This window comes from Alienimonas californiensis, assembly GCF_007743815.1.
In the GTDB taxonomy this organism is placed as follows: Bacteria; Planctomycetota; Planctomycetia; order Planctomycetales; family Planctomycetaceae; genus Alienimonas; species Alienimonas californiensis.
The window spans coordinates 1185108-1206643 of sequence record NZ_CP036265.1 but is presented as its reverse complement, the minus strand read 5'-3'; the positions used below and the strand labels follow the sequence as shown (position 1 = coordinate 1206643).

Annotated in this window: 16 protein-coding genes; 13 read left to right on the top strand and 3 right to left on the bottom strand. The window is 72.3% G+C overall.

Going from position 1 to position 21536, the window contains the following annotated elements; translation table 11 throughout:
• Nucleotides 1–33: 33 nt before the first annotated feature.
• The 4 genes from CA12_RS04695 to CA12_RS04685 all read left to right on the top strand — a co-directional run bounded on the left by CA12_RS04695 (nucleotide 34) and on the right by CA12_RS04685 (nucleotide 3114).
• Entirely contained in the window at nucleotides 34–576 is a 543-nt protein-coding gene (locus tag CA12_RS04695) for a hypothetical protein (protein WP_145357721.1), read from the top strand.
• A 221-nt stretch (nucleotides 577–797) separates the two neighbouring features.
• The gene (locus CA12_RS04690; RefSeq protein ID WP_145357720.1) at nucleotides 798–2312 is read left to right on the top strand and encodes a sulfatase; all 1515 of its coding nucleotides are present in this window, start codon (nucleotides 798–800) and stop codon (nucleotides 2310–2312) included.
• 7 nt (nucleotides 2313–2319) lie between these two features.
• Complete coding sequence (locus tag CA12_RS22960) at nucleotides 2320–2445, top strand: hypothetical protein (protein WP_261342391.1); 126 nt, start codon at nucleotides 2320–2322, stop codon at nucleotides 2443–2445.
• 54 nt (nucleotides 2446–2499) lie between these two features.
• Nucleotides 2500–3114: a tetratricopeptide repeat protein gene (locus CA12_RS04685; protein ID WP_145357719.1), complete on the top strand. Its 615-nt coding sequence runs from the start codon at nucleotides 2500–2502 to the stop codon at nucleotides 3112–3114.
• 197 nt (nucleotides 3115–3311) lie between these two features.
• On the opposite strand, the gene CA12_RS04680 is transcribed toward CA12_RS04685, so the two are convergent.
• The gene (locus CA12_RS04680; RefSeq protein ID WP_145357718.1) at nucleotides 3312–4805 is read right to left on the bottom strand and encodes a PQQ-binding-like beta-propeller repeat protein; all 1494 of its coding nucleotides are present in this window, start codon (nucleotides 4803–4805) and stop codon (nucleotides 3312–3314) included.
• A gap of 135 nt (nucleotides 4806–4940) precedes the next feature.
• Between CA12_RS04680 and CA12_RS21830 the strand changes: the two genes are divergently transcribed.
• The 8 genes from CA12_RS21830 (at nucleotide 4941) to CA12_RS04640 (ending at nucleotide 15694) form a co-directional block, all read left to right on the top strand.
• Nucleotides 4941–5513, top strand: coding sequence for a metallophosphoesterase family protein (locus CA12_RS21830; protein ID WP_165700551.1), 573 nt, complete (start codon nucleotides 4941–4943; stop codon nucleotides 5511–5513).
• 173 nt (nucleotides 5514–5686) lie between these two features.
• Complete coding sequence (locus tag CA12_RS04670; RefSeq protein ID WP_165700550.1) at nucleotides 5687–7057, top strand: SWIM zinc finger family protein; 1371 nt, start codon at nucleotides 5687–5689, stop codon at nucleotides 7055–7057.
• Complete coding sequence (locus CA12_RS04665) at nucleotides 7054–8682, top strand: DUF5691 domain-containing protein (RefSeq protein ID WP_145357716.1); 1629 nt, start codon at nucleotides 7054–7056, stop codon at nucleotides 8680–8682. The genes CA12_RS04670 and CA12_RS04665 overlap by 4 nt, the downstream gene beginning before the upstream one ends.
• A 30-nt stretch (nucleotides 8683–8712) precedes the next feature.
• Complete coding sequence (locus tag CA12_RS04660; RefSeq protein ID WP_145357715.1) at nucleotides 8713–9849, top strand: ATP-binding protein; 1137 nt, start codon at nucleotides 8713–8715, stop codon at nucleotides 9847–9849.
• Nucleotides 9850–9976: 127 nt separating this feature from the next.
• Nucleotides 9977–12310, top strand: a complete 2334-nt coding sequence (locus CA12_RS04655; RefSeq protein ID WP_145357714.1) for a DUF5682 family protein — start codon at nucleotides 9977–9979, stop codon at nucleotides 12308–12310.
• Between the two features lie 235 nt (nucleotides 12311–12545).
• Complete coding sequence (locus CA12_RS04650; protein ID WP_145357713.1) at nucleotides 12546–13709, top strand: VWA domain-containing protein; 1164 nt, start codon at nucleotides 12546–12548, stop codon at nucleotides 13707–13709.
• Nucleotides 13710–14143: 434 nt separating this feature from the next.
• Entirely contained in the window at nucleotides 14144–14530 is a 387-nt protein-coding gene (locus tag CA12_RS04645) for a hypothetical protein (protein ID WP_145357712.1), read from the top strand.
• Between the two features lie 33 nt (nucleotides 14531–14563).
• Nucleotides 14564–15694, top strand: a complete 1131-nt coding sequence (locus tag CA12_RS04640; RefSeq protein ID WP_145357711.1) for a sialidase family protein — start codon at nucleotides 14564–14566, stop codon at nucleotides 15692–15694.
• A 39-nt stretch (nucleotides 15695–15733) separates the two neighbouring features.
• On the opposite strand, the gene CA12_RS04635 is transcribed toward CA12_RS04640, so the two are convergent.
• Together CA12_RS04635 and CA12_RS04630 are read right to left on the bottom strand one after the other, a co-directional pair.
• On the bottom strand, nucleotides 15734–16210 hold the full coding sequence (locus CA12_RS04635; protein ID WP_145357710.1) for a hypothetical protein: 477 nt from the start codon (nucleotides 16208–16210) through the stop codon (nucleotides 15734–15736).
• A 239-nt stretch (nucleotides 16211–16449) separates the two neighbouring features.
• Nucleotides 16450–18327, bottom strand: a complete 1878-nt coding sequence (locus CA12_RS04630; RefSeq protein ID WP_145357709.1) for a GntP family permease — start codon at nucleotides 18325–18327, stop codon at nucleotides 16450–16452.
• Between the two features lie 166 nt (nucleotides 18328–18493).
• On the opposite strand from CA12_RS04630, the gene CA12_RS04625 reads away from it, so the two are divergent.
• A complete protein-coding gene (locus tag CA12_RS04625) occupies nucleotides 18494–21502 on the top strand; it encodes a hypothetical protein (protein WP_145357708.1) in 3009 nt (1002 codons plus the stop codon).
• Nucleotides 21503–21536: the final 34 nt, after the last annotated feature.

Below are 21536 nucleotides of genomic sequence, written 5' to 3'. Positions count from 1 at the left end.
CACCCGGACTCGACGCTCACCGGGCTCTATAACGTGCTGGAGGCCCTGCGGAGCGGCGACGCCCTCAACGACAAGCAGCGGGACGTGCACGACCGCGGGTTGGTCGGGGTGTTGCGGGCGCTGCACGACGACCTCGACGCCGCCGTCGCCGACGCCTACGGCTGGCCGGTCGGGCTGGAGGACGAGGCGATCCTCGCCCGGTTGGTCGCCCTCAACGCCGAACGGGCCGCCGAGGAGGCCCGCGGGCGGATTCGCTATCTGCGGCCGGAGTTTCAGGACCCCGACGGCGCCGCCGCCCGGGCCGCGGAGGCCAAACGGCAACGCTCCCTCACCGGGGAGGCCGCCGCCCCGCCGCCGCCCGCCGCCGCCGTCCGCAAGTGGCCGGCGATGTCCGACCCGGTCGCCCAGTACCGGGCCGTCCGCGGCGTGCTGGCCGCCGCCGACCGCCCCCTGGCGCCCGCGGACGTCGCCGCCTTCTTCCAAGGCGCCGGCCCGGCGAAGGTCGCCCCGGTGTTGGAAGTGCTGGCCGACCTCGGCCACGCCGGCCGCACCGACGACGGCCGCTACACCGGCTGAGCCCGCCGCACACCAACCCGACGCGTCAGCGAGGGCCGTCCGGCGTCCCCGAGTGAGCCCGAAGCGCAAGCGAGGTGGGTGAGTCGCGCGCCTCGCTTGCGCTTCGGGCTCACGGGAGGCTGCGCCGGCCGGCTTGGCGGAGCGGCGCCGCGGCCGGCTACGCTGGGCCCGCGCCGCCGTCCGCGGCGTCGCCGCTCCCCGCCCGTTCCGCCGTGTCGCCGATGCGTTCGCCGCTCCGCCCGTTCCTCTTCGTCGCGGCGGGATTCGCCGTCGGTTTGCCGCTGTCCGCCGCGGAACCGGTCGCCGAGACGCCGGCCCCGTCGGCGGGCCGGCCGAACGTGCTGCTGTTTTATATCGACGACCTGCGGCCCCAGACCGCGGACTACGGCCACGAGCGGATGGTCACGCCGAACTTCACCCGTCTGGCCGAGTCCGGCGTGCGGTTCGAGAACGCCTACTGTCAGGTGCCCACCTGCGGCGCCAGCCGGGCCAGCCTGATGACGGGGCTGTATCCCACCCGCGAGCGGTTCCCGGACTTCCTCACCTGGGCCGAGCGCGACGCCCCGAACGCGAAGACGCTGCCGCAGCGGTTCAAGGAGGCGGGCTATACGACGATCAGCAACGGCAAGATCTTTCATCACCCCAAAGACACGGCCGACCGCAGTTGGAGCGAAACCCCCTGGAAGCCGGCGATCGGCGGCCGGCATTTTTATAACGACGCCACCGCGGCGTGGATGAAGACGAACGAGGAGACCCGCAAACTGCCCGGCGGCAAAACGGTGAAGAAGGTCCCGATGTGGGAGGCCGGCGAGGTCGACCCGCTGGAAACCAGCGACGGCCTGATCGCCGCCAAAACGATGGCCGACCTCGACCGCCTGGCCGCGGGGGGCGAGCCGTTCTTCCTCGCCTGCGGCCTCGCCAAGCCGCACATGCCGTTCTTCTCCCCGGAGGAGACCTACGCCCTCTATCCCCGGCCGAAAATTGAACTGGCCGAGTATCGCGATTGGCCGCAGCCCAAACCGGCCGGGCTGAACGGCGTGAAGGAGCAGTTCGCCTACGTCCCGATGACCTTGGATATGAAGTTCGAGGTGAAATACAACTCCGACGATTATCACCGCCGGATGCAGCAGGGGTATTCCGCCTCCGTCTCCCACGCCGACGATTTATTGGGGCGGGTGACGGACAAGCTGGAGCAGACGGGCCTGGCGGAGAACACCGTCGTGGTCGTCCTGGGCGACCACGGCTGGCTGCTGGGCGAGCACAATCAGTGGGCGAAAAACACCCTGCTGCACGACGCCCTCCGCACGGCCCTGTGGATGAGCGGCCCCGGCGTGGCCCGGGGCGCCGCGGTCCCGAGTTACGTCGAATTCGTCGACCTGCACCCCACCCTCTGCGAACTGGCCGGCGTCCCGGTCCCCGAGGGCGAGATCCACGGCCGCAGCTTCGCCGCGGTCTTGCAGGATCCGTCCGCCGCCCATCGCGACCACGCCTACACCCGGTTCAAAGCGGGCGATTCGATCGCGTCGGCGGACTACCACTACGTCCGCTACCGCCAGCCGAACGGCGAGCGGTCCGCCCTGCTGATCGACCGCAAGGCCGACCCGCTGGGCAAAAAGAACCACGCCGGCGACCCGGCCTACGCCGCGGTCGAAGCGGATCTCAACGCCAAACTGGACGCCAAGCTCTCCGCGGCGACCGGCGACCGTGCGGGGCGGTCCGAAGCGGCGGCGAACTGAACCGCCCGTGCCGGTTCTCGAACTCACGACCGTGATCGCCGCGCCGCGGGAGGTCGTGTTCGATCTGGCCCGCAGCGTCGAGCTGCACGTCGACTCCCTCGCCCACACCGGGGGGCGGCCCGCCGGGGCGTGAGGCTCGCGGTCGGTTCGCCTTGGCGGTTCGCGCGCGAACCGCTATCCCCCGCGCATGTTCGTGCGAACGACCGTTGCCGTTCTGGGAAGCGCCGCGCTCGCGGCGGCGCTCTCGGGCTGCCATCAACTCGCCGGGCACGCGGCGAACATGCGGGGCAAGCAGCTGTACGCCCAAGGGCAAACCGCCGCCGCGGCGGAGGAGTTCCGGCGGGCGGCACTGGACGATCCCGCCGAGGCCGATTACCGCCACAACCTCGCCGCCGCCACGCAGACGCTCCGCGGCCCCGGGCCGGCGGAGGCTCTCTACAAACAGACGCTGGCCCTCGACCCGGACCACCAGCCGACCGTCCACAAGCTGGCCGAGTTGTATCTGAACACCGGCCGCCCGCAGGCGGCCCGCGCCCTGACCGCCCAATGGGCGGCGGCCCGGCCGGGCGATCCGCGGCCGCACGTCGAAGTCGCCTACGTGCTGAGGCGCACCGGCGACCCCCTCGGCGCCGAACGCGAGTTGCGGACCGCGTTGGCCGCCGACCCGAACCACGCGATCGCCCTGGCGAACCTCGCGGAGTTGCAGGCCCGCACCGGCCGCACCCGCGAGGCCGCCCAAACCGCCGCCGCGGCAAAGCAGAAGGACTGGACCGTCAAAACCCCCGCCGACGTCCGGCGATAGCGTCCTTCTCCCCTCTCCCTCGAGGGAGAGGGGCCGGGGGTGAGGGTGGGCGAACGGTTCACCCGTCTCCGCTCTCTGCGGTGACGGACCGGACGACGGACGAGCCGGCGGACGGTGAACCGCAAGCGGGCGCCGCTGCCCCCTCACCCCCGACCCCTCTCCCCCAAAAGGGGGCGAGGGGAGTTCAATACGTCCCTTTACTTCGTCAAATCGTAGCAGACGAGGTGGTTCCGCAGCCGCAGATACACGCGGCCCTCGGCCACGGCGGGGCTGGCGCAGTCCAGCAGGCCGGCGCGGGTGATCACCCGGTCGTACTTCGCCACGCCCTCCGGGTCGCCGGGGGAGACGTTCAATTCCTCCCGCCATTGATCCTCCGTCTTGGCGAGGCCCTCGGGGCCGACGGAGAGGTCGTAGCGGGGGCGGAACTCCTCGGCGGTCAGGTCGAAGGCCAGCAGGCGGCCGAAGGTATACAGGCCGACGCCGCCGTCCCCGGTGACGACGGCCGCGGGGGAGGTGTACCGCGGCTTGGCGAGGTCCAGCCGGGCCGTCCACAGGCCGCTTCCGTCCTCCAGGCTCACGCAGTCCAACCGGCGGTCGCCGGGGGCGAGCACCAGGTCCCCGGCGACGACCGGGCTGGCGCCGGGGTCGGAGAGTTGTTGATAGGCCCACAGCAGTTCGGGCTCCTCGGCCCCGTTCAGGGCGAAGCACCGCAGGCCGCCCTTGCGGCTGCCGCCGAACGTCAGCAGGCGGGGCTCGTCGGCGGCCGTCGTCGTGACGACCGGGGAGGAGCGGGAGGCGCCGGTCTCCTCCAACCGCCAGGCTTCCTCTCCGTCGGCGAGGTTCACGGCGACGGTCGCCCCCCCGTCGACGTTCACGATCGCCAGCCCGTCCCAGAGCGCGGGGCTGGAATCGCGGCCGCCCAGTTCCGCGTTCTCCCACAGCAGGGCGCCATCGGCGAGGTCCACGCCGTACAGGCCGTCGGCCAGCAGGACGATCGTGCCGCCGCCGTCGCCGTCTTCCAGGATGGCGGGGGAGGACGAAATCTGCTCCCCGTCCACTTCGCCCGGCAGGGTCGTTTCCCAGACCTTCTCGCCCGTTTTGACGTCCAGCGCCCGCAGCACGCGGTCGCCGCCGAGGCAGACGAGCTTGTCGCCGGCGACCGCCGGGGTGCTGGACTGCGGGAAGCGGGTGACGGCGGCGTCGCGCTCGTTCGTCCACAGCGTCTCGCCGGTGGCGGCGTCGAAGCAGTGCACGACCTCCCGGCCGGTGTATTCGAGCTTGCGGCGCTCGAGGCTCTCGGCCCGGCGGTTGCGCTCGTATTCATCCAGTTCGCCCGCGGGCAGGTCGTCGTCCTCGCCCTCCGGCAGGGGCGGATACTTCGGCGGGGGCAGTTCCACGCCCTCCCGCTTCACCCGTCCCGCGACGGCGAGGAAGACCCGGCCGTCGGCGACCACCGGGCTGGCCCAGCCGCCGCTGGCGCCTTCGATCTTGGCGATCCACGCCGGCTTCAGGCCGTCCGCGGGGGCGTCGGTCCGCAGGGCGGGGGCGTCGGCGGGCAGCGGGATCGCGCCGGCGCGGCCCGGGCCGCGCCACTGGGACCACTCCTCGCCCTCCGCGGCGGCGCCCGGCGACGCGGTCAAACCCAGCAGGCAAACGCTGGCGAGGGCAGGAGCGAGACGCGAGCGGGGCATCGGGCGATTCGGAGGGGGAACGGGGGCGGGAACGGAGGAGAGCCCGAGACGATATCCTTCCCAACCCCGCGACCGCCCCCGCGGATCGCCCCCTGCCGTCGTCCGTCTTTTCCCTTCTGTTTCTCCCGGCCCGCCGTGACCCGACTCGCCGTTCTCTCCGACACCCACGGCCGCGTCCCCGAGACCGCCGCGGCGCTGGCGGTTCTCAACGCCCACGCTCCGGACCTCTTCCTGCACTGCGGCGACGTGGGCGGCGGGCGCTACTCCCCGCACGGCGTGTTGAAGGAACTGGCCCGCGTCGCCGACGGCCGGCCGGTGTACCTCGTTCCCGGCAACAACGACCGCGACCCCGCCGCCCTCAAGGCCCTCGCCGCGGAACGCGGGATTGATTACGGCGACCCGGCACTGCTGGAAGTGGACGGCGTCCGCCTCTGCGTCACCCACGGCACGACCTGGGAGCACGAGGAATTCGCCGAACACGGCCTCGACGGGACCTTCCACGATATAATCCTCAGCGGCCACACCCACCGGCCGACCTGGGAACGCCGGCGGTTCGGCGACCGGTCGGCGTATTTATTGAACCCCGGCGCCTGCTGGCGTGCGACCCCCCGCACCGTCGCCCTGCTGGACCTCCCGCCGCAGGGCTTCCCGCCGCAGGACCCGGCGAAGTGGAAACCGCGGTTTCTGGAAGTCCCCTGGCCAGCGTGAGCCGCGTCCGCCTCCCGCCCCAGCGAGGCGCATGCGTCCCGCTTAGGATCCGACCGTTCCGGCCGGAGAGGAAATTTCTGATTCGTTCCGCAAACTCCCCCGGTCGAGGTTGCGACGACACATGAACGTGCGCACACTTCTTCTGTCCCCGGTGCGATTTGAGGTTCGCCGCCGTGTCCGCCGCGCTGCTCACCGTCGAATGGACCGAGGGCCTCGCCCCGGATGCGGCGAGCTTGAAGAACGGCCGCAAACTCGCCGGGCAGGCCGCCAAGTGGAGCGACCGCGGCCGGTCCGACGCCGCCCTGTGGGGGGCCTTCCGGGGCAGCGGGAAAACGCCGTATCAGGTGCGGGTCGATCTGGCCGGGCCGGCCTGGAAGTGCAGTTGTCCCAGCCGCAAATTGCCCTGCAAGCACACGTTGGGTTTGCTGATCGGCGCCGCGGGCAGCGACGCCTTCTGCCCCGCCGGCGAGCCGCCGGACTGGGTCGCGGAGTGGCTCTCCAAACGCTCCTCCACCGCTCAGGCCAAGGCCACGAAGGCCGCCTCCAGCAAGCCGGCCGACCCCGCCGCCCAAGCCAAACGCCGGGCCGCCCGGGAGGCAAAGATCGCCGACGGGCTGGACCGGCTGAACCTCTGGCTGGACGACCGCCTGCGGCAGGGGCTGGCGGAGTTGGAAACCAGCGGCCCCGGCCCCTTCGAGGAGCAGGCCGCCCGATTGGTGGACGCCCAGGCCCCCGGCCTCGCCGCCCGGCTGCGGGCCCTCTCCGAGATCCCCGGCAGCGGCCCGGACTGGCCGGAGCGGCTGCTTTCCGGCTGCGCCGTCCTGCGGTTGCTGGTCGCCGCCTATCAGAACCAGGATGCCCTGCCGGAGGAGCTGCGGGAGGACGTCCGCACGCTGATCGGCTGGAGCCGCACGGAACGGGAGACAGTTGACTCCGGGGAGAGAGTCAATGACGCCTGGCTGACTCTCGGAACGGTCGAGTGGGAGGAGGACCGCGTCCGCGGTCGGCGGACGTGGTTGAAGGGGGTCATGACCGACCGTACCGCCGAGGTGGTGCAGTTCGCGGCCTACGGGGGCGCCGGCGGGCAGGGGTTCGTGGAGACGTTCGTCGAGGGCTGCGTCCAGGCGATGGAGTTGGCGTTCCACCCCTCCGCCGCCCCCCGCCGGGCGGTCGTGGTCGGCCGTGAGGCGGAGCCGGTGCCCGTGCCGCTGCCGCCGGGGGCGGGCGTCGCAGGCTTGTTGAACGACGTCGCGGACGAACTGGCCGCCTGCCCGTTTCGCACGACGTTTTCAGGGTTGCTCGGGGGAGTGACGCCGTTGGTGGACGACGGGGCCTGGTGGTTGCGGGACGAGTCCGGCGCCGGCGTGCGGCTGACCCGGGGCGAGTGGTGGGGGTTGCTCGCCGAGAGCGGCGGCCGCCCGCTGACGGTGGCCGGCGAGTACGTCACCGACGCCCCCGGCGGTCCGCGGTTCCGCCCGCTGCGGTGGGACGCCGGTGTGCCCGCCCCCCAAGCCGACGCCTTGGCGTCGGGAGCGCCGCGATGAACGAACGCGTCCGCGCCGCCGTCGTCGGTCTCGCCAAGGCCGGTCCCGCGGCGGATCTGACTCCCGAGGAACTCCCGTATGTCTCCCGTGAGGGAGACACGCCGGAGACACGGTTCCTGCTGGCCGCCGCGGCCGCGGATCTCTGGGAGCAGGCGGGTCGTGAAGCGGCGCCCGCCCCCGCGGTGCCGGAACCCTGCGACGACAGGGCCGTTCCCCCCGCTCCGCCAGAGTTGGCGGCGGTCGTGGCCGCCGTCTGCGAGGAGCATCCCGTCCTGCTGCGGGAGGTGTGCGAACGGCTGGTCGACCGCGGCCTGAGCCTGCCGCCGCGGACGTTGCCGGCCGCGTTCGGGGTCGCCTCCTCCGGCGCCGGCGCCCGCGGCGGCCGGACGACGGCGATTCGGGCGGCGGTCGCCGCGGCCGCCGGACCCCGCGGCCGCTGGCTCGCCGGGTTCAACCCGGACTGGGCCTGGGTCTCGGAGCAGGCCGCCGGCCCGACGCCCGCGTCCGAAGGGAAGGCTCCCGCCGATCTGGCGGAGGCGTTCGCCGCCGATCACTTCGGCACGCGCCTGAACGCCCTGCGGCGCTGGCGGGCCGCCGACCCTGCCGCCGCCCGGGCCGCCTTGGAGGAGACGTGGAAAGGCGAAACCGCCTTCCGCCGGGCCGCGTTGCTGGAGACCTTCGAGACGGGCCTCTCCGCGGCGGACGAGCCCTTTCTGGAGGCGGCCCTCGCCGACCGCAGTAAGGCCCTGCCGGCGGTCGCGGAGAATCTGCTGCTCGGCCTGCCGGACTCCGCCTTCGCCGCGGCCCGCCGCGCGGCGGCGGACGCCCTGCTGGACGTTGCGGGACGGCTCAAGGCGAAGCTGGTCGTCACGCTGCCCCCCGCCTCCGGGCAGCAGATCGAGGGCGACGCGGGCATCGACTGGGGTCTGCTGGCGACGGAGCCGGCGAAGGGGGCGGCGGGCGGCCGCGGCGTGCGGGCCGAACGACTGGTGCGTGCCTTGGCGAGCGTGCCGCCGTCGCATTGGTTGGACCGCTTCGGCCGGGAGCCCGCGGACCTCATCGCCCTGGCGGAGCCGGCGGAGCACGGCGAGGACGTGCTCGCCGGCTGGACCGCCGCCGCCGCCCGCTTCGCGACGACCGACGCGACGGTCGCCGCCGGGTGGGCGCCGGCGCTGTCGGAGTGGGCGTGCGCTCAATTGAACCGCGCCCGTCGCGGCAAGAAGGCCGCCGCGGCCGTGCCGGCGGCGGGCGAGTCGCTGACTGAATTCATCGCCGCCCTGCCCCCGGCCGCCGCGGCCGATTTCGTCCGGCCGTTGCTGACTGCGAAGGCGGTGGCGAAGGCGCCGGAGGAATTGGGGGCGCTGCTCTGGAACGCCGTGCCGGACCCGTGGCCGGACGACTTCGCCCGGGCCGTTGTCGCCGCGATCGAGGCCGGCGACGGCAAGCGGGGGTACGACTATTGGAAATGGCAGGAGCCGATCGGCCGCGTGCTCGAACGCCTCCCGCCGGCGGTCCTCGCCGACCTGCCCCCCGGCTGGCCGGCACCGCACGACCTGCCCAATTGGCTCGAACGGGCCTCCGCCGCGGCGCTGCTGCGGCGCCGCCTGCACGAACTCCTCCCCTAATTCCTCCTGTCAGTCCTCCCGGAACGCCCGATGGCCGCCAAGACGAACTCCCCCCCGGCGCCCGCCGCGAACAAGCCGAAGGTCGATCAGGCCACGGTCCTGCGTCGGCACGCGGAGGAGGAATACGCCCACGAACTGGCCGCCCTCGCCGCGGTCGACGACAAGCCCAAGCCGCCGAACTGGAACCTCTCCCCCTGGGCGGTGAAGCAGTATTTATTGGGCGGCACGCTGGCCGACGGCACGACGATCACGCCGAAATATGTGGGCAACGAGCGCCTGATCGAGATCGCCGTCGCCACCCTCGCCACCGACCGGGCGCTGCTTCTCTATGGCGTGCCGGGCACGGCGAAATCGTGGGTCAGCGAGCACCTCGCCGCGGCGATCAGCGGGAACAGCACGCTGTTGGTGCAGGGCACCGCCGGCACGGACGAATCTGCCCTGCGGTACGGCTGGAACTACGCCCGGTTGTTGGCCGAGGGCCCCAGCGAAGCGGCGATGACCGAATCCCCCATGCTGCGGGCGATGGCGACCGGCACCATCTGCCGGGTAGAGGAACTGACCCGCATCCCCAGCGAGGTGCAGGACACGCTCATCACCATCCTCTCCGAAAAATCCCTGCCGGTGCCGGAATTGAATACGGAGGTGCAGGCCCAGCGCGGCTTCAACGTCATCGCCACCGCCAACAACCGCGACCGCGGCGTGAACGAGCTGAGTTCGGCCCTGATGCGGCGCTTTAATACCGTCGTGCTGCCGGTGCCGGACAATTTGGAGGACGAGGTGGAAATCGTCCGCAGCCGCAGCGAACAGCTCGGCCGGGCCCTGGAACTGCCGGCGGAGGCCCCGGCGCTGGAGGAGGTCCGCCGGGTGGTGACGGTCTTCCGCGAACTCCGCGACGGCCTGACGGACGACGGCAAGACGAAGTTAAAAAGCCCCAGCGGCACGCTCTCCGCGGCGGAGGCGATCAGCGTGGTCAACAGCGGCACGGCGATGGCCGCCTTTTACGGCGACGGCAAACTAAACGCCCGCGACCTCGCCAGCGGCATCACCGGGGCGATCGTCAAGGACCCGGTGCAGGACCGCCTCGTCTGGCAGGAATATTTGCAAACCGTCGTCAAGGAACGCGACGGCTGGGGCGACTTCTACCGCGCCTGCCGGGAGGCGCTGTGAGTTGCTATAGAACCGCGACCGTCAGGGAGCCGGCTCCTTCGGATCGCCCCTCCCGACTCGCCGCCCGTTTCGACCGCAGCGCCGCGCGTGCCGACTCCCTGACGGTCGCGGTTCCAATCACGCAGTCATGAACGACGCCCCCGCCCCCGTCAAACTCTTCGGCGTCCGTCACCACGGCCCCGGTTGCGCCCGGGCGCTGGGGGCGGCGTTGCACGAGTATCAGCCGGACGCCGTGCTCATCGAGGGCCCGCCGGAGGCGAACGACCTCATCCCGCTGCTTGCCGACCCGGCGTTCATCCCGCCGGCGGCGATTCTCGTGCACCCGGCGGACGACCCGTCCAAAGCCGCGTTCTTCCCGCTGGCGGAGTATTCCCCCGAACTCACCGCCGCCCGCTGGGCCCTGAGCCACAACGCGGAGGTCGAGTTCATCGACCTGCCGATGACGCATCAATTCGGGCTGGAGGAGGCGGACACGCCGGAGGGGGACGTGCTCCCCGGGGAGGACGAAGACTTGCCGGAGGACGCGCCGCCTAACGGCGACGGCGAAGCGGGGGAACCCCGTGAGCGGTCCCAACCGCACCCCATTCGCGCCGACCCCCTCGGCTGGCTGGCCCGGGCGGCGGGGTACGACGACCGGGAGCGCTGGTGGGAACAGCAGGTCGAACAGCGGCAGAACGCCGCCGGATTGTTCGACGCCATCGCCGAGGCCATGACCGAACTCCGCACCGCCGCGGAGGTTGAAATCGCAGCGGTCGGCGACGGCCCCGACGAGTCCCGCGACGCCCTGCGGGAGGCCCATATGCGGCGCCGGCTGCGGGCCGCGGTGAAGGCCGGTCGCCACAAAATCGCCGTCGTCTGCGGGGCGTGGCACGTGCCGGCCCTCGCCGACCTCGGGCCGGACAAGCCGGATCGGGAGTTGTTAAAGGGGCTGCCGAAGGTGAAAACCGCGGCGACGCTCTGCCCGTGGACGAACGACCGCCTGACCCACGCCAGCGGCTACGGCGCCGGCATTGAAAGTCCCGGCTGGTACGGCCACCTGTGGCAAAACGTCAATCAACCCGCGATCGGCTGGGTCACGCGGGCGGCTCGCCTATTACGGGAGGAGGGGCAGGACGCCAGCAGCGCCGGGGTGATTGAAGCGGTCCGCCTCGCCGACGCCCTCGCCGCCCTGCGGGGGTTCTGCGCCCCCGGCCTCAGCGAATTGAGCCAGGCGATCCTCGGCGTGCTCTGCCACGGGGAGCCGGCCCCGCTGGCGCTGATTCGTTGCAAATTAGAAGTTGGCGACGCGCTCGGTTCCGTCCCGCCGGACGCCCCCGCCGTCCCTCTGCAAAAGGATCTCGAGGCGACCCAGAAACGCCTGCGGTTCAAACCGACTGGCGAGAAAAAACCGATCACGCTGGACCTGCGCAAGGAGACGGATCTGGAACGCAGCCGCTTATTGCACCGGCTGACAATCCTCGGCGTGCCGTGGGGCGTGCGGGGCTACGAAAGCGGCACGGGCACCTACAAAGAGGCTTGGACGCTCGACTGGCGGCCGGAGTTCGCCGTGCGGGTGATCGAAGCGAACCGCTACGGCGGCACGGTCCCGGCGGCGGCGTCTTCCAAACTCACGGAGCACGCCGGCGGCAACGACGGGCTGGCCGATCTGGTCAAACGGCTGGATGCGGCGCTGCTGGCCGACCTGCCGGGCGCCGTGGGGCTGCTGGTGGGCCGGGTGCGGGACGCCGCGGCGGTCGCCGCGGACGCGGCCGGGCTGGCCGCCGCGATCCCGCCGCTGGCCCGCGTGGCCCGCTACGGGGACGTCCGCGGGACCGGGGCGCAGGAATTATTGCCCGTGCTGCGGGGGATGCTGGAACGCTACTTCGTCGGCCTCCCGCCGGCCTGCCGGTCGCTGGACGACGAAGCGGCCGCCGCCGCGCTCGCCGGGGCGGAGGGCGTCCACACGGCGCTCAAGACGCTGGAATTGACTGAGGAGGCGGAGACCTGGCGCGGCGTGTTGTTCGCCCTCACGAATACGGAGGAGGTGCACGGGCTGCTCCGCGGCTGGGCGGCCCGCACGCTGTTGGAGGAGCGGGCGATCGACGCCGACGAACTGGCCCGCCGCGCCCGGCTGGCGTTGGCCGCCGCATCCGAACCGGCCGCCGCCGCCGCATGGGTCGAGGGGCTTTTAAAAGGTTCCGCAAAGGTATTGCTATATGAAGACGCCGTCTGGGCGGCCCTGGACGGCTGGCTGGGCACGCTGGACGACGAGCGGTTTCTCGAGGTGTTGCCGCTGCTCCGCCGGTCGTTCGCCCACTTCTCCCACCCGGAGCGGCGGGAGATGGGCGCTCGGGTCAAGAACCTCGCCGGCGGCGGGGCCTCGGGGGCGAGATCGAAATCCCTCGCTGCCGGCCCGGCGGTGGACGAGGAGCGGGCGCGGCGGGTGATCCCGGTGTTAAAACTGATTTTGGGGGCGGCATGACGCACCGAGCAGGAATCGACGTTCGTTCTTCCCCCCTCTCCCTTGAGGGAGAGGGGCCGGGGGTGAGGGTGAGCGAACGGTTCCCACGCATCCGCTCATGCAGTGAGGTGCCGGGTGAGCGGGCGGACCGTCACGAGCAACCGGCAGTCACTGCCCCCTCACCCCCGACCCCTCTCCCCCAAAAGGGGGCGAGGGGGGACTGTCGCCGACGTCTCTCCCCGGCCGGAACCCACTGATGACCAACGAAGAACGCCGTCGCCGTTGGCGCCTGATCCTCGGTTCGCCCGCCGAGGAGTCCTGCGGGGGGCTGTCCAAGGGCGACGCCGGTGTGGACGGCTGCCTCGCCGCTCTTTACGACGCCGGCCAGCGGCCGGACGGCTCCACGCAGCGGCGGGCCGGGCTGGGGGGCTCCAACCCCAACGTTGCCCGCTGGCTGGGGGACGTGCGGGGGTATTTCCCGAAGTCCGTCGTGCAGGTCATGCAGCGGGACGCCCTGGATCGGCTGCACCTCACCCGGATGCTGACGGAACCGGAATTATTAGAGACCGTCGAGGCCGACGTGCACCTGGTCGGCACGCTGCTCTCGCTGGGCAAGGCGCTGCCGGCGAGCTCGCGGGAGACGGCCCGGGCGGTGGTGCGGAAGGTGTGCGAGGAACTGCAAAAGAAGCTCGCCGAGCCGATGCGGCAGGCGGTGACCGGGGCGCTCAATAAAGCGGTCCGCAACTATCGCCCCCGGGCGGCGGAGATCGACTGGGACCGCACGATCCGCAAGAACCTGCACAATTACCTGCCGGAGACCGGCACGGTCGTCGCCGAACGGCTCGTCGGCCACGGCCGCAAGCGGTCGGCGATGAAGGACGTGGTGCTGTGCGTGGATCAGAGCGGTTCGATGGCCACCAGCGTCGTCTATAGCGGCATCTTCGGGGCCGTGCTGGCCAGCCTGCGGGCGGTGAAGACCAGCATGATCGTGTTCGATACGGCCGTCGTGGACCTCACCGAACTGGCCGGCGATCCGGTCGATTTACTGTTCGGCACCCAACTGGGCGGCGGGACGGACATTAATCGCGCCCTCGCCTACTGTCAGGGGCTGATCGACCGGCCGGAGAAGACGGTGTTCGTGCTGATCACGGACCTCTACGAGGGCGGCAACAACCAACAGATGCTCCGCCGGGCCGCGGAGATCGTGGACAGCGGGGCCCGGGCGGTTTGCCTGTTGGCCCTCTCCGACGAGGGCGCCCCGATGTTCGATCAGAACAACGCCCGGGCCTTCGCGGAACTGGGCATCCCCAGTTTCGCCTGCACCCCGGACCTGTTCCCCAACCTGATGGCCGCCGCCTTGAAGGGCGACGACCTCACCGGCTGGGCGGGCGGGCACGAGATTAAACTGGCGGGGGTGTGAGCGGCCAGCGGCGGGGCGAGGTTCAATTCGTTCTTCCCCCTTCTCCCTCGAGGGAGAGGGGCCGGGGGTGAGGGTGACGCACGGTTCCTACGTCCCCGCTCTCTGCGGTGATAAATCGGGGTGACGGATGAGCGAACGGACGTTGAACGGCGGGCGGGAGTCACAGCCCCCTCACCCCCGACCCCTCTCCCCCAAAGGGGGGCGAGGGGAGATTGAATATTGAGGGCTTGAGCAGCGGTCGGCCGCCGTTCTTCCCCCCTCTCCCCCAAAAGGGCGACAGACGCGTCCGGGCGATCGCCCCGTGGCGGCGGGGCGGGGGGGCGGTTACCGTCGCCGCGTTCGCCGTTCCCCAACCCGCCCGACGCCGTTTGAGCCGATCTCCTTCGTCCCGTCCGCCGCATTCCCCCCGGTCCCGGCGGCCGCCGGCGCGGGCGGTGGTGGAATTGCTGGGGGTGGTCAACGACGCCGGGGCGACCGGCATCAGCACCGGCAAGGGCTGGGAGCTGGAGTTCACGCTGAGCCCGTGGCGGCCGGCGCCGCCGGCGAAGCCAATCGCCGATCCGCCCGAAAACCCCCTGCGGGACGCGGATAACGTGCAGGCCGAACCGCTGCGGGTCCGCGGGCCGGTCGTGCCCGAGCAGCTCGACGGGCTGGTCGCCGACCTCGCCCCCGGCCGCACGGTGCGGGTGGCGGCGGCGCTGTCGGACCCGGCCAAGGTCGGGGCGACCGGCGAGGGGACGGCCGTCTGGGCGAAGCTGGACGAGGTGATCGGCGTCGAACCGCCGGACGACCGCCTCGAAGCCGCGGCGCCTCCCGAATAACCCTGCCCGATTCCCTCCACGGACGCCCTCGCCGTGCCGCTGTCTTCCCGCTCCCTCCTGCTTCCCGCCGCCGCGCTGGCCCTGGCCGTGCTGCCCGCGACCCCGGCCGCGGCCGACGACCCGGCCGACGCAGCCCAGCCGGGGCTGCTGCGGTCGGGGTTCGTGTTCGAACCGGACTCGGCACCGTTCGCGTCCTGTCATGCGTCGACGCTCGCCGAGGCGGCGGACGGGACGCTGGTCGTCGCCTGGTTCGGGGGAACCCGCGAGGGGAACGACGACGTGGGGATCTGGCTGTCCCGGCGGGAGCCGACCGATCGGGGAGAGGCCGCGTGGACGGCGCCGGTCGAAGTGGCGAACGGGGTGCAATACCGCCGGCCGGACGGCTCCGTGCTGCGGTACCCGACCTGGAACCCGGTGTTGTTCCAACCCGCGGACGGGCCGCTGCTGCTGTTCTATAAAGCCGGCCCGTCGCCGCGGGAGTGGTGGGGGATGCTGACGACCTCCGAGGACGGCGGCCGGACCTGGGCGACGCCGCGGCGGTTGCCGGAGGGGATCCTCGGCCCGGTGAAGAACAAGCCGATTCGACTCGCCGACGGGTCGATCCTCTGCCCGGTCAGCACGGAGACTTCCGGCGAGCAGGGCGGGCCGGACGCGTGGGCGGTGCACTTCGAACGCACCGTGGACCACGGCGTCACCTGGGAGCGGATCGGGCCGGTGAACGAGGGGGTGGAGATTCAGGCGATCCAGCCGAGCCTGCTGAACCTGGGCGGCGAACGGTTGCGGGCGATCGGGCGGACGCGGCAGGGCAAGCTGTTCGAAATCGATTCCGAGGACGGCGGCCGAACCTGGGGACCGATGACGTTGGGCGAACTGCCGAACCCGAACTCCGGCACGGACGCCGTCACGCTGCGGGACGGCTCCCACGCGGTCGTCTATAACCACTCCGGCCTCACGGAGGGCCGCTGGGGCGGGCCGCGGACGCCGCTGAACGTGGCGGTCTCCGACGACGGCCGGCGTTGGCGGACGGTCCTCACGCTGGAGGACGCCCCCGGCGAATACAGCTACCCGGCGGTCATTCAAACCGCCGACGGGCGGTTGCACGTCACCTACACGTGGCAGCGCAAGTCGATCGTCCACGCCGTGCTCGACCCGGCGGCGTTCTGACGGCCGACGGAACGCGGCGGCGCACGCCGGCCGGACCGCTCACCCGTAGCCCGGGGGCGGCCGGCGGGCCGGGCGGCGTGTCTTGCGTCGCTGCGGACGGACCGGGCGTTCGCTTTCGCGCACGGTCTTGCCGTGCAGTTCCGCGTCGAGTTTGCGGAGCAGGAACGCCCCGCCGGCGATCGCCAGTTCCGCCAGCAGGAACAGAACGACGATCCACCAGCGGTTCGTCAGGGCGAACCACGCGACCCACGGGGCGTTGGGGATCTGGACGACGCCGTTCCAGAGGAACGCCAGCAGCGCCCCGATCATCAGTCGCAGCCCGGCGCTGCGGTTGCGGCGGAGCCCGCCCGGGGAGGCGTCCTCGTCCGGGGTGTCGACCGACGTCCAGCCCTCCGCCTCGGCGGCGTACTCCGCCGCCGCCACGCCCCAGGCGAACAGCGCCACGACCACGGCGAGGATGACCGCGGTCTTCGTCAGCGACAGCCCCGTGCCGTACGTTTCGGTTTCGTCGCTCACGGACTGCTTTCGAAGGGGGAACGCCGGACGGGCGATCGTGAGACGCGCGGGACTTGCGTTCAAGCGGCTCTGGGGGCGCCGCCGGGCGGGCCCGATGAGACGGGGACTTATGAACCGCATTTCAATACCAACCCGAAGCGTCAGCGAGGGCGTCCGTCGAACGACGCCCGACGGACGCCCCCCGCGGCTGCGCCGCGGCCCTCGCTGACGCGTCGGGTTGGTGGACCGAACCGCGGGTCTCAGACGCCCGGCCAGAGCCAGGCGCCGGTGAGGGTGGCGCCCAAGCCGACGACGGCCATCACGACCGTCAGTGGGGTGACGGTGGCGAGGGCTTCGCGTTCGGTCAGGCCGCCGGCCCGGCAGATCACCCAGAAGCCGCTGGAGTTCAGCCAGAGCACCGCCTTCGACCCGCAGCCGATCGCGCAGGCGACCCAGACCGGGTGCAGCCCGCTGGCGGGGATCGCGGCGGCGACCAGCCCGGCGGCGACGACCATCGCCACCGTCGCCGACCCCTGGGCGGTCCGCACCGCCAGCGAGATGCCCCACGCCAACGCCAGCAGGCCCAGCCCGTCGAGTTCCGGGGCGGCGGCGATCAGCCCGCCCACGCCGGTCTGCCGGAGGGCTGTGCCGAAGGCCCCGCCGGCGGCGGCGACCAGCAGGATGCCGCCGCCCTCCGCGACGGCGTCCGCAACGACCGATTTCCGCTCCAACGGGGCCGTATACCGCCAGAGCAGGAACAGGGAGATCAGCGTGCCCGCCAGCACCGCGATCGTCGGGTCGCCCAGCGCCTCGACGATCGCCATCGGGACGCGCCAGTTCTCCTGAACGGGCGGCGCGGCGATGGACACCGGGAGGCCCGCCACGACGACCGTCCCCGAACGCGGCACGGCCATTTCCCAGGCGGCCTTCTGGGCGATGAGGAACACCGGGACGGCCAGCGGCAGCAGGCTGGCCCACAGCGGGGGGAGTTCGTGGGCAGGGCGTTCGGCGAGTTCCCGCAGGCGCCCCAGGCTGGCCCCGGCGCCCTCGCGGACAGGAATCGCCTCGCCCCGCCGCTCCCACCGCCGGACCCGCCACCAGCACCACAGCAGACAGAGCGGAGCCGTGGCGACGCTGATGCCCAACCCCACGCCGATCATCAGCGGGATGGAGACGTCCAGTTCCGCGGCGACCAGCAGCGGGCCGGGGGTCGGCGGGGCGAGGGAGTGCGTCAGCGCCCCGCCGCAACAGACGGACAGGAGCAATAAGAGCGGCCCGCGGCCGGTGCGGAGCGCGGTGGACTTCGCCAGCGGGGCGCACAGCAGGAAGACGGCGTCGAAGAACACCGGCACGCCCAGGGCCAGCGAGCCGGCGCAGAACGCCGCCGGGTGGCCGCGGGGGCCGACGGTCGAGAGCAGCGCCCGCACCAGGCGCTCGGCGGCGCCGGAGTGCGTCAGCCCGGCGCCGAGCACGCTGGCCAGGGCGATCAACAGGCCGATATCCGCCGCGGTGTCCCCGAACGCCGCCGCGAACCGGGCCGGCGGGGCGAGGGAGGCGGTCGCGTTCGCGACGGCCTGGTCCTCCACCGCGACGAGCAGGTCCCCCGGCTTCAGCAGCCCGGGCGTGGCCTGCGGTTGGGGGGACAGCGGCCAGCCGCCGCCGTTGTCGACCCGGCCGTTGATATTGAGGAACGCCTGATAGGGCGTGACGACGTAGTCGCCCTGTTCGGTGCGGACGAGTGCGTCGCCGTCGATGTGCCGCGGGAACTTCCAGTCCCACTGCGTGCCCTGATCGGGCTTCAGGCTGGCGACCGGCTCCCCCAGTCCGCCGCCGAGGCCGGGGCGGTAAGCCGTCATCGCGGCGGTCTGTCCCATCATAAAGACGCCGTTGCTTTGAACGACCCACCCGCCGGAGTTCGCCTCCTCGCCCACGGCCCGGACGGCGAAGCGCTCCGCGGTTGCCTCGGCCTCGGCCCGGACGACGTTCTCCCGTGGGGTGAGCCACATCACGCCCAGGCCGGCGACGACCAGCACGACCAGGGCGTGCTGCCGCAGGGCCAGCGTGCCGGCCAGCACCGCCGCCAACCCGCCGCCGGCCAGCAGGGCGGGGAGCGCGGCGGGGGAGAGGGCGTCGAACATGGCCGGAGATTAGCGACGCGGGAGCCGCGACGGTCAGGGAACGTCACGAAGCGGGCGGGGGCGACGCCCCGAGCGAATTTCGCCGCCGCGGTTCGCCGCGCACGGATCGGGCTCCGTTGAGACGATCGCCCGATCGTCCCCGCTGTCCGCCCCGCCGCCCCCTCCCATGACCGCCGCCCCGGACCTCGCCCCCGGCGCCGACAGCGCCCCCGCCCCCATCCTGGTGACCTGCGCGTGCGGCCGCACGATGCGGGCGCCGCGGCGGATGGCGGGGCGGACGCTGCGCTGCCCGTTCTGCAAACGACCGCTGCGGATCGAACCCGTCGACGCATCGCCGCCGGGGGTCGACGGGGTTCAGTTCGAGTCGACCGAGAACTTGGCTGAAGACGGCGCCGCCCCGGCGACGCGGGCAGAGCGGTTCGCCCGGGTCAAACAGCGGGTGGTCGACCAGGGCGGACTGGCGGGGGAGACGGCGGACGAAGGCGAGGCGGCGGGCGAGCAGGAGCCGGCGAGCGCAGGGGAGGGGCCGCCGTCGGTGTTGCGGCGGGCGTTTGAGGCGCTGCTGGACCCGCGGGCGGTGCAGTGGTTGCTGATGCTCGGCGGGGGGCTGGCGGTGATCGGGGCGCTGGTCTGGCTGGTCAGCGTCGGGGCCTTCGACAATCCGCGGGCGCTGGCGGCGGGGATGATCGCCGCGACCGTCGCCGGGCTGGCGGCCGGATGGTGGGTCTCGCTGAAGACCCGCTACGCCGTCGCCGGGCGGGCGCTGACCAGTCTGGCCTGCGTCGTCGCCCCGCTGATCCTGTGGTTCCTGCACGCGCAGGATCTGGTGACGGTCGACGGCGGGCTGTGGGTCGGCGGGCTGATTTGCTGCCTGGCCTATGTCGCCACGGTGGTCGCGCTCCGCGACCCGCTGTTTTTATACGCGATGCAGGGCGGCGTGGTGCTGACGTTGGTTCTGCTGCTCGGCGACCTGGGTAAGATCACTGACCCGGCGTGGCTGAGCCTGTTTTTGATGGCGATGGGCCTGGTCGCCCTGCACGCCGAACGGGCCTTCGCCCCGGAGGCTCCTGAATTCTCCCGTGCCCGCTATGGGCTTCCGCTGTTCCGCGGGGGTCGGGTCGTGATCGCCGGCGCCCTGCTGATTCTGTTGGGGGCGCAGGTGTGGGGCTGGAGCTTCGATCCGCTGACCGCGGCGCTGGCGGACCTCGGCGAGGAGTTCACCGGGACTCGGCCGATCAATCTGCTGGTCCGCAGCGCCGCGGTGGCGGCGGGCGTCTGGCTGGCGGGGGCGTACGCCTTCCTCTATTCCGAACTGGTCGTGCGGCGCAGCGGATACGATTTATTTAACGCCGCCGGCTGTGCGGCGATGGCGGGGGTCACCGTGCTGCTCGCCGCGGAATTGCAAGCCGAATGGTATATTGCCGCTTTGGCCGGGATCGGGCTGGCCGCGAACGCCGCCCAGCTTTGGCTGATGCGGCGGGACCGGGCGGACGAAGCGTCTGAGCCCGGAGCGCAGGGGCGAGTGCCGAAGACGGGTCTTTTATTGAATGCCCTGCCGTTGGCGTTGGGGGCGGCGCTGCACTGGCGGGCGACCTCCCGCGGGGCTGCGGCGCTGGGCTGGGACTATGAAACCGGCTGGGCGTTCGTGGCGGCGATGGCGCTGGTCGCGGTCTGCAATCGGCTGGCGGCGTGGCTGTTCCGGGCGGACAGCCCGCGGTGGTCGGCGACCTGTTTATTCTTCACCGGGGCGGCGCTGCTGATCGGCGCCGCCGGGTTGCTGCGGGTCTTCGGGCTGACCGACTGGCTGCGTCAGGCGCCGCTGCTCATGCTCATCCCGCTGGCGTACCTCGCCGCGGGCCGGCTGTGGCGGGCGTTCGCCCCGGAGCGCGGCCGGGCGTTGGAGCGGCCGCTGTACTGGGTCGCCGAGGGCGGGGCGGCGGTGATCCTCGCGCACGTCGTTTATAACGCGCTGCGGGACCTCGCCACGCTGACCTGGATCAGCGGGGAACGCACGAACCTCTGGCTGGGCGGGACGTTTCTGCTGGCGGCGGCCTTTTATTTCCTCGCGGCGCTGTGGCGGGGGGACCGCCGGTTCAATATTCCCGCCGGCGCCGCCTGCGCCGCGGCGGCGCTGTGGCAGGGGCTGGGCTACTGGAACGTGCCGGACGTCTGGCACCCCGCGATCTACGCCCTGCTGGGGCTGGCCGGCATCCTCGCCGGGCGTTGGCGGGGGACGGAACTCAGCTTTGAACGCCCCGACGAACCCGTCGACCTGTTCCCCGAGGAGCCGGTCGCCGAACCGGCGGCGGTCGGCCATCGCTGGGACCGCGGCGCCCCTTCGCTCCGCCGCCTGCGGGATGTGCGAGCCGCGGACTCGCGGACGCATCTGATCGGCCCGGGGGCGGCGCTGTTTTATTGCGGGGCGGGCGTGTTGCTGGTCGCCGTGCTGGCGGCCGGGTTGCAGGGCCTCGCCCGGCTGGCGGGCGGGGCGGCGGGAATTCAGATCGCCACGCTGCTGGTCACCGCGGCGGCGTCGGGGGCCGCGGCGGCGTTCGGGCCGCTGCCGGGCTGGCGGCGCACCTTCGCCGTCGCGGCGGTGGCGCTGACGGGGCTGGCGTTCCTGACCCTCAACGTCCTGCTCGATCTGAACGGGTGGCGGAAGGCGGAGATCTTCTGCGTCGCCGCCGGGCTGATCGCGGTCGTCGCGGCGCTGGTCGTGCGGCTCAAGCTGTTCTCGACCCACAACCGCGGCGCCGGCCACGAGGACCTCGTCGGGCTAGCCCTCTGGACCGGCAGCGCCCTGGCGACCTTCCCCCCGCTGATCGCCGCGCTGGTCAACCGGTTCGGCTACGGCGGACAGGATGCCGTCGGCTCCGGCCCGGCGGATCAGCTGATCCTCATCACGATCACCGTCGGCCTGCTGGTCGCGGGGCTGACGGCCCGGGCCAAGGCGCCCACCCTGCTGGGCGGCGGGGCGCTGGCGGTCTATCTGGCCGTGCTAATCGTCTCCGTGGCGTACCGGCCGCAGGTGGCGGTGGGCGTGTATCTGGGCTTCGGCGGGCTGGCGCTGTTCGCGGCGGGGGCGCTGCTGAGCGTGTACCGCGACCGCCTGCTCTCCCTGCCGGACCGCGTCGCCGCCCGCGACGGGCTGTTCCGCATCCTCGACTGGCGGTGAGCGGAGCCGGCGACGAGCGGAGCCGGCGGTGAGC

Excerpts from the sequence above, each read along its gene's own strand:
- CA12_RS04690 (WP_145357720.1), top strand. The coding sequence starts at position 798 with ATGCGTTCGCCGCTCCGCCCGTTCCTCTTCGTCGCGGCGGGATTCGCC.
- CA12_RS04665 (WP_145357716.1), top strand. The coding sequence starts at position 7,054 with ATGAACGAACGCGTCCGCGCCGCCGTCGTCGGTCTCGCCAAGGCCGGT.
- CA12_RS04625 (WP_145357708.1), top strand. The coding sequence starts at position 18,494 with ATGACCGCCGCCCCGGACCTCGCCCCCGGCGCCGACAGCGCCCCCGCC.
- CA12_RS04685 (WP_145357719.1), top strand. The coding sequence starts at position 2,500 with ATGTTCGTGCGAACGACCGTTGCCGTTCTGGGAAGCGCCGCGCTCGCG.
- CA12_RS04660 (WP_145357715.1), top strand. The coding sequence starts at position 8,713 with ATGGCCGCCAAGACGAACTCCCCCCCGGCGCCCGCCGCGAACAAGCCG.
- CA12_RS04655 (WP_145357714.1), top strand. The coding sequence starts at position 9,977 with ATGAACGACGCCCCCGCCCCCGTCAAACTCTTCGGCGTCCGTCACCAC.
- CA12_RS04630 (WP_145357709.1), bottom strand. The coding sequence starts at position 18,327 with ATGTTCGACGCCCTCTCCCCCGCCGCGCTCCCCGCCCTGCTGGCCGGC.
- CA12_RS04650 (WP_145357713.1), top strand. The coding sequence starts at position 12,546 with ATGACCAACGAAGAACGCCGTCGCCGTTGGCGCCTGATCCTCGGTTCG.
- CA12_RS04680 (WP_145357718.1), bottom strand. The coding sequence starts at position 4,805 with ATGCCCCGCTCGCGTCTCGCTCCTGCCCTCGCCAGCGTTTGCCTGCTG.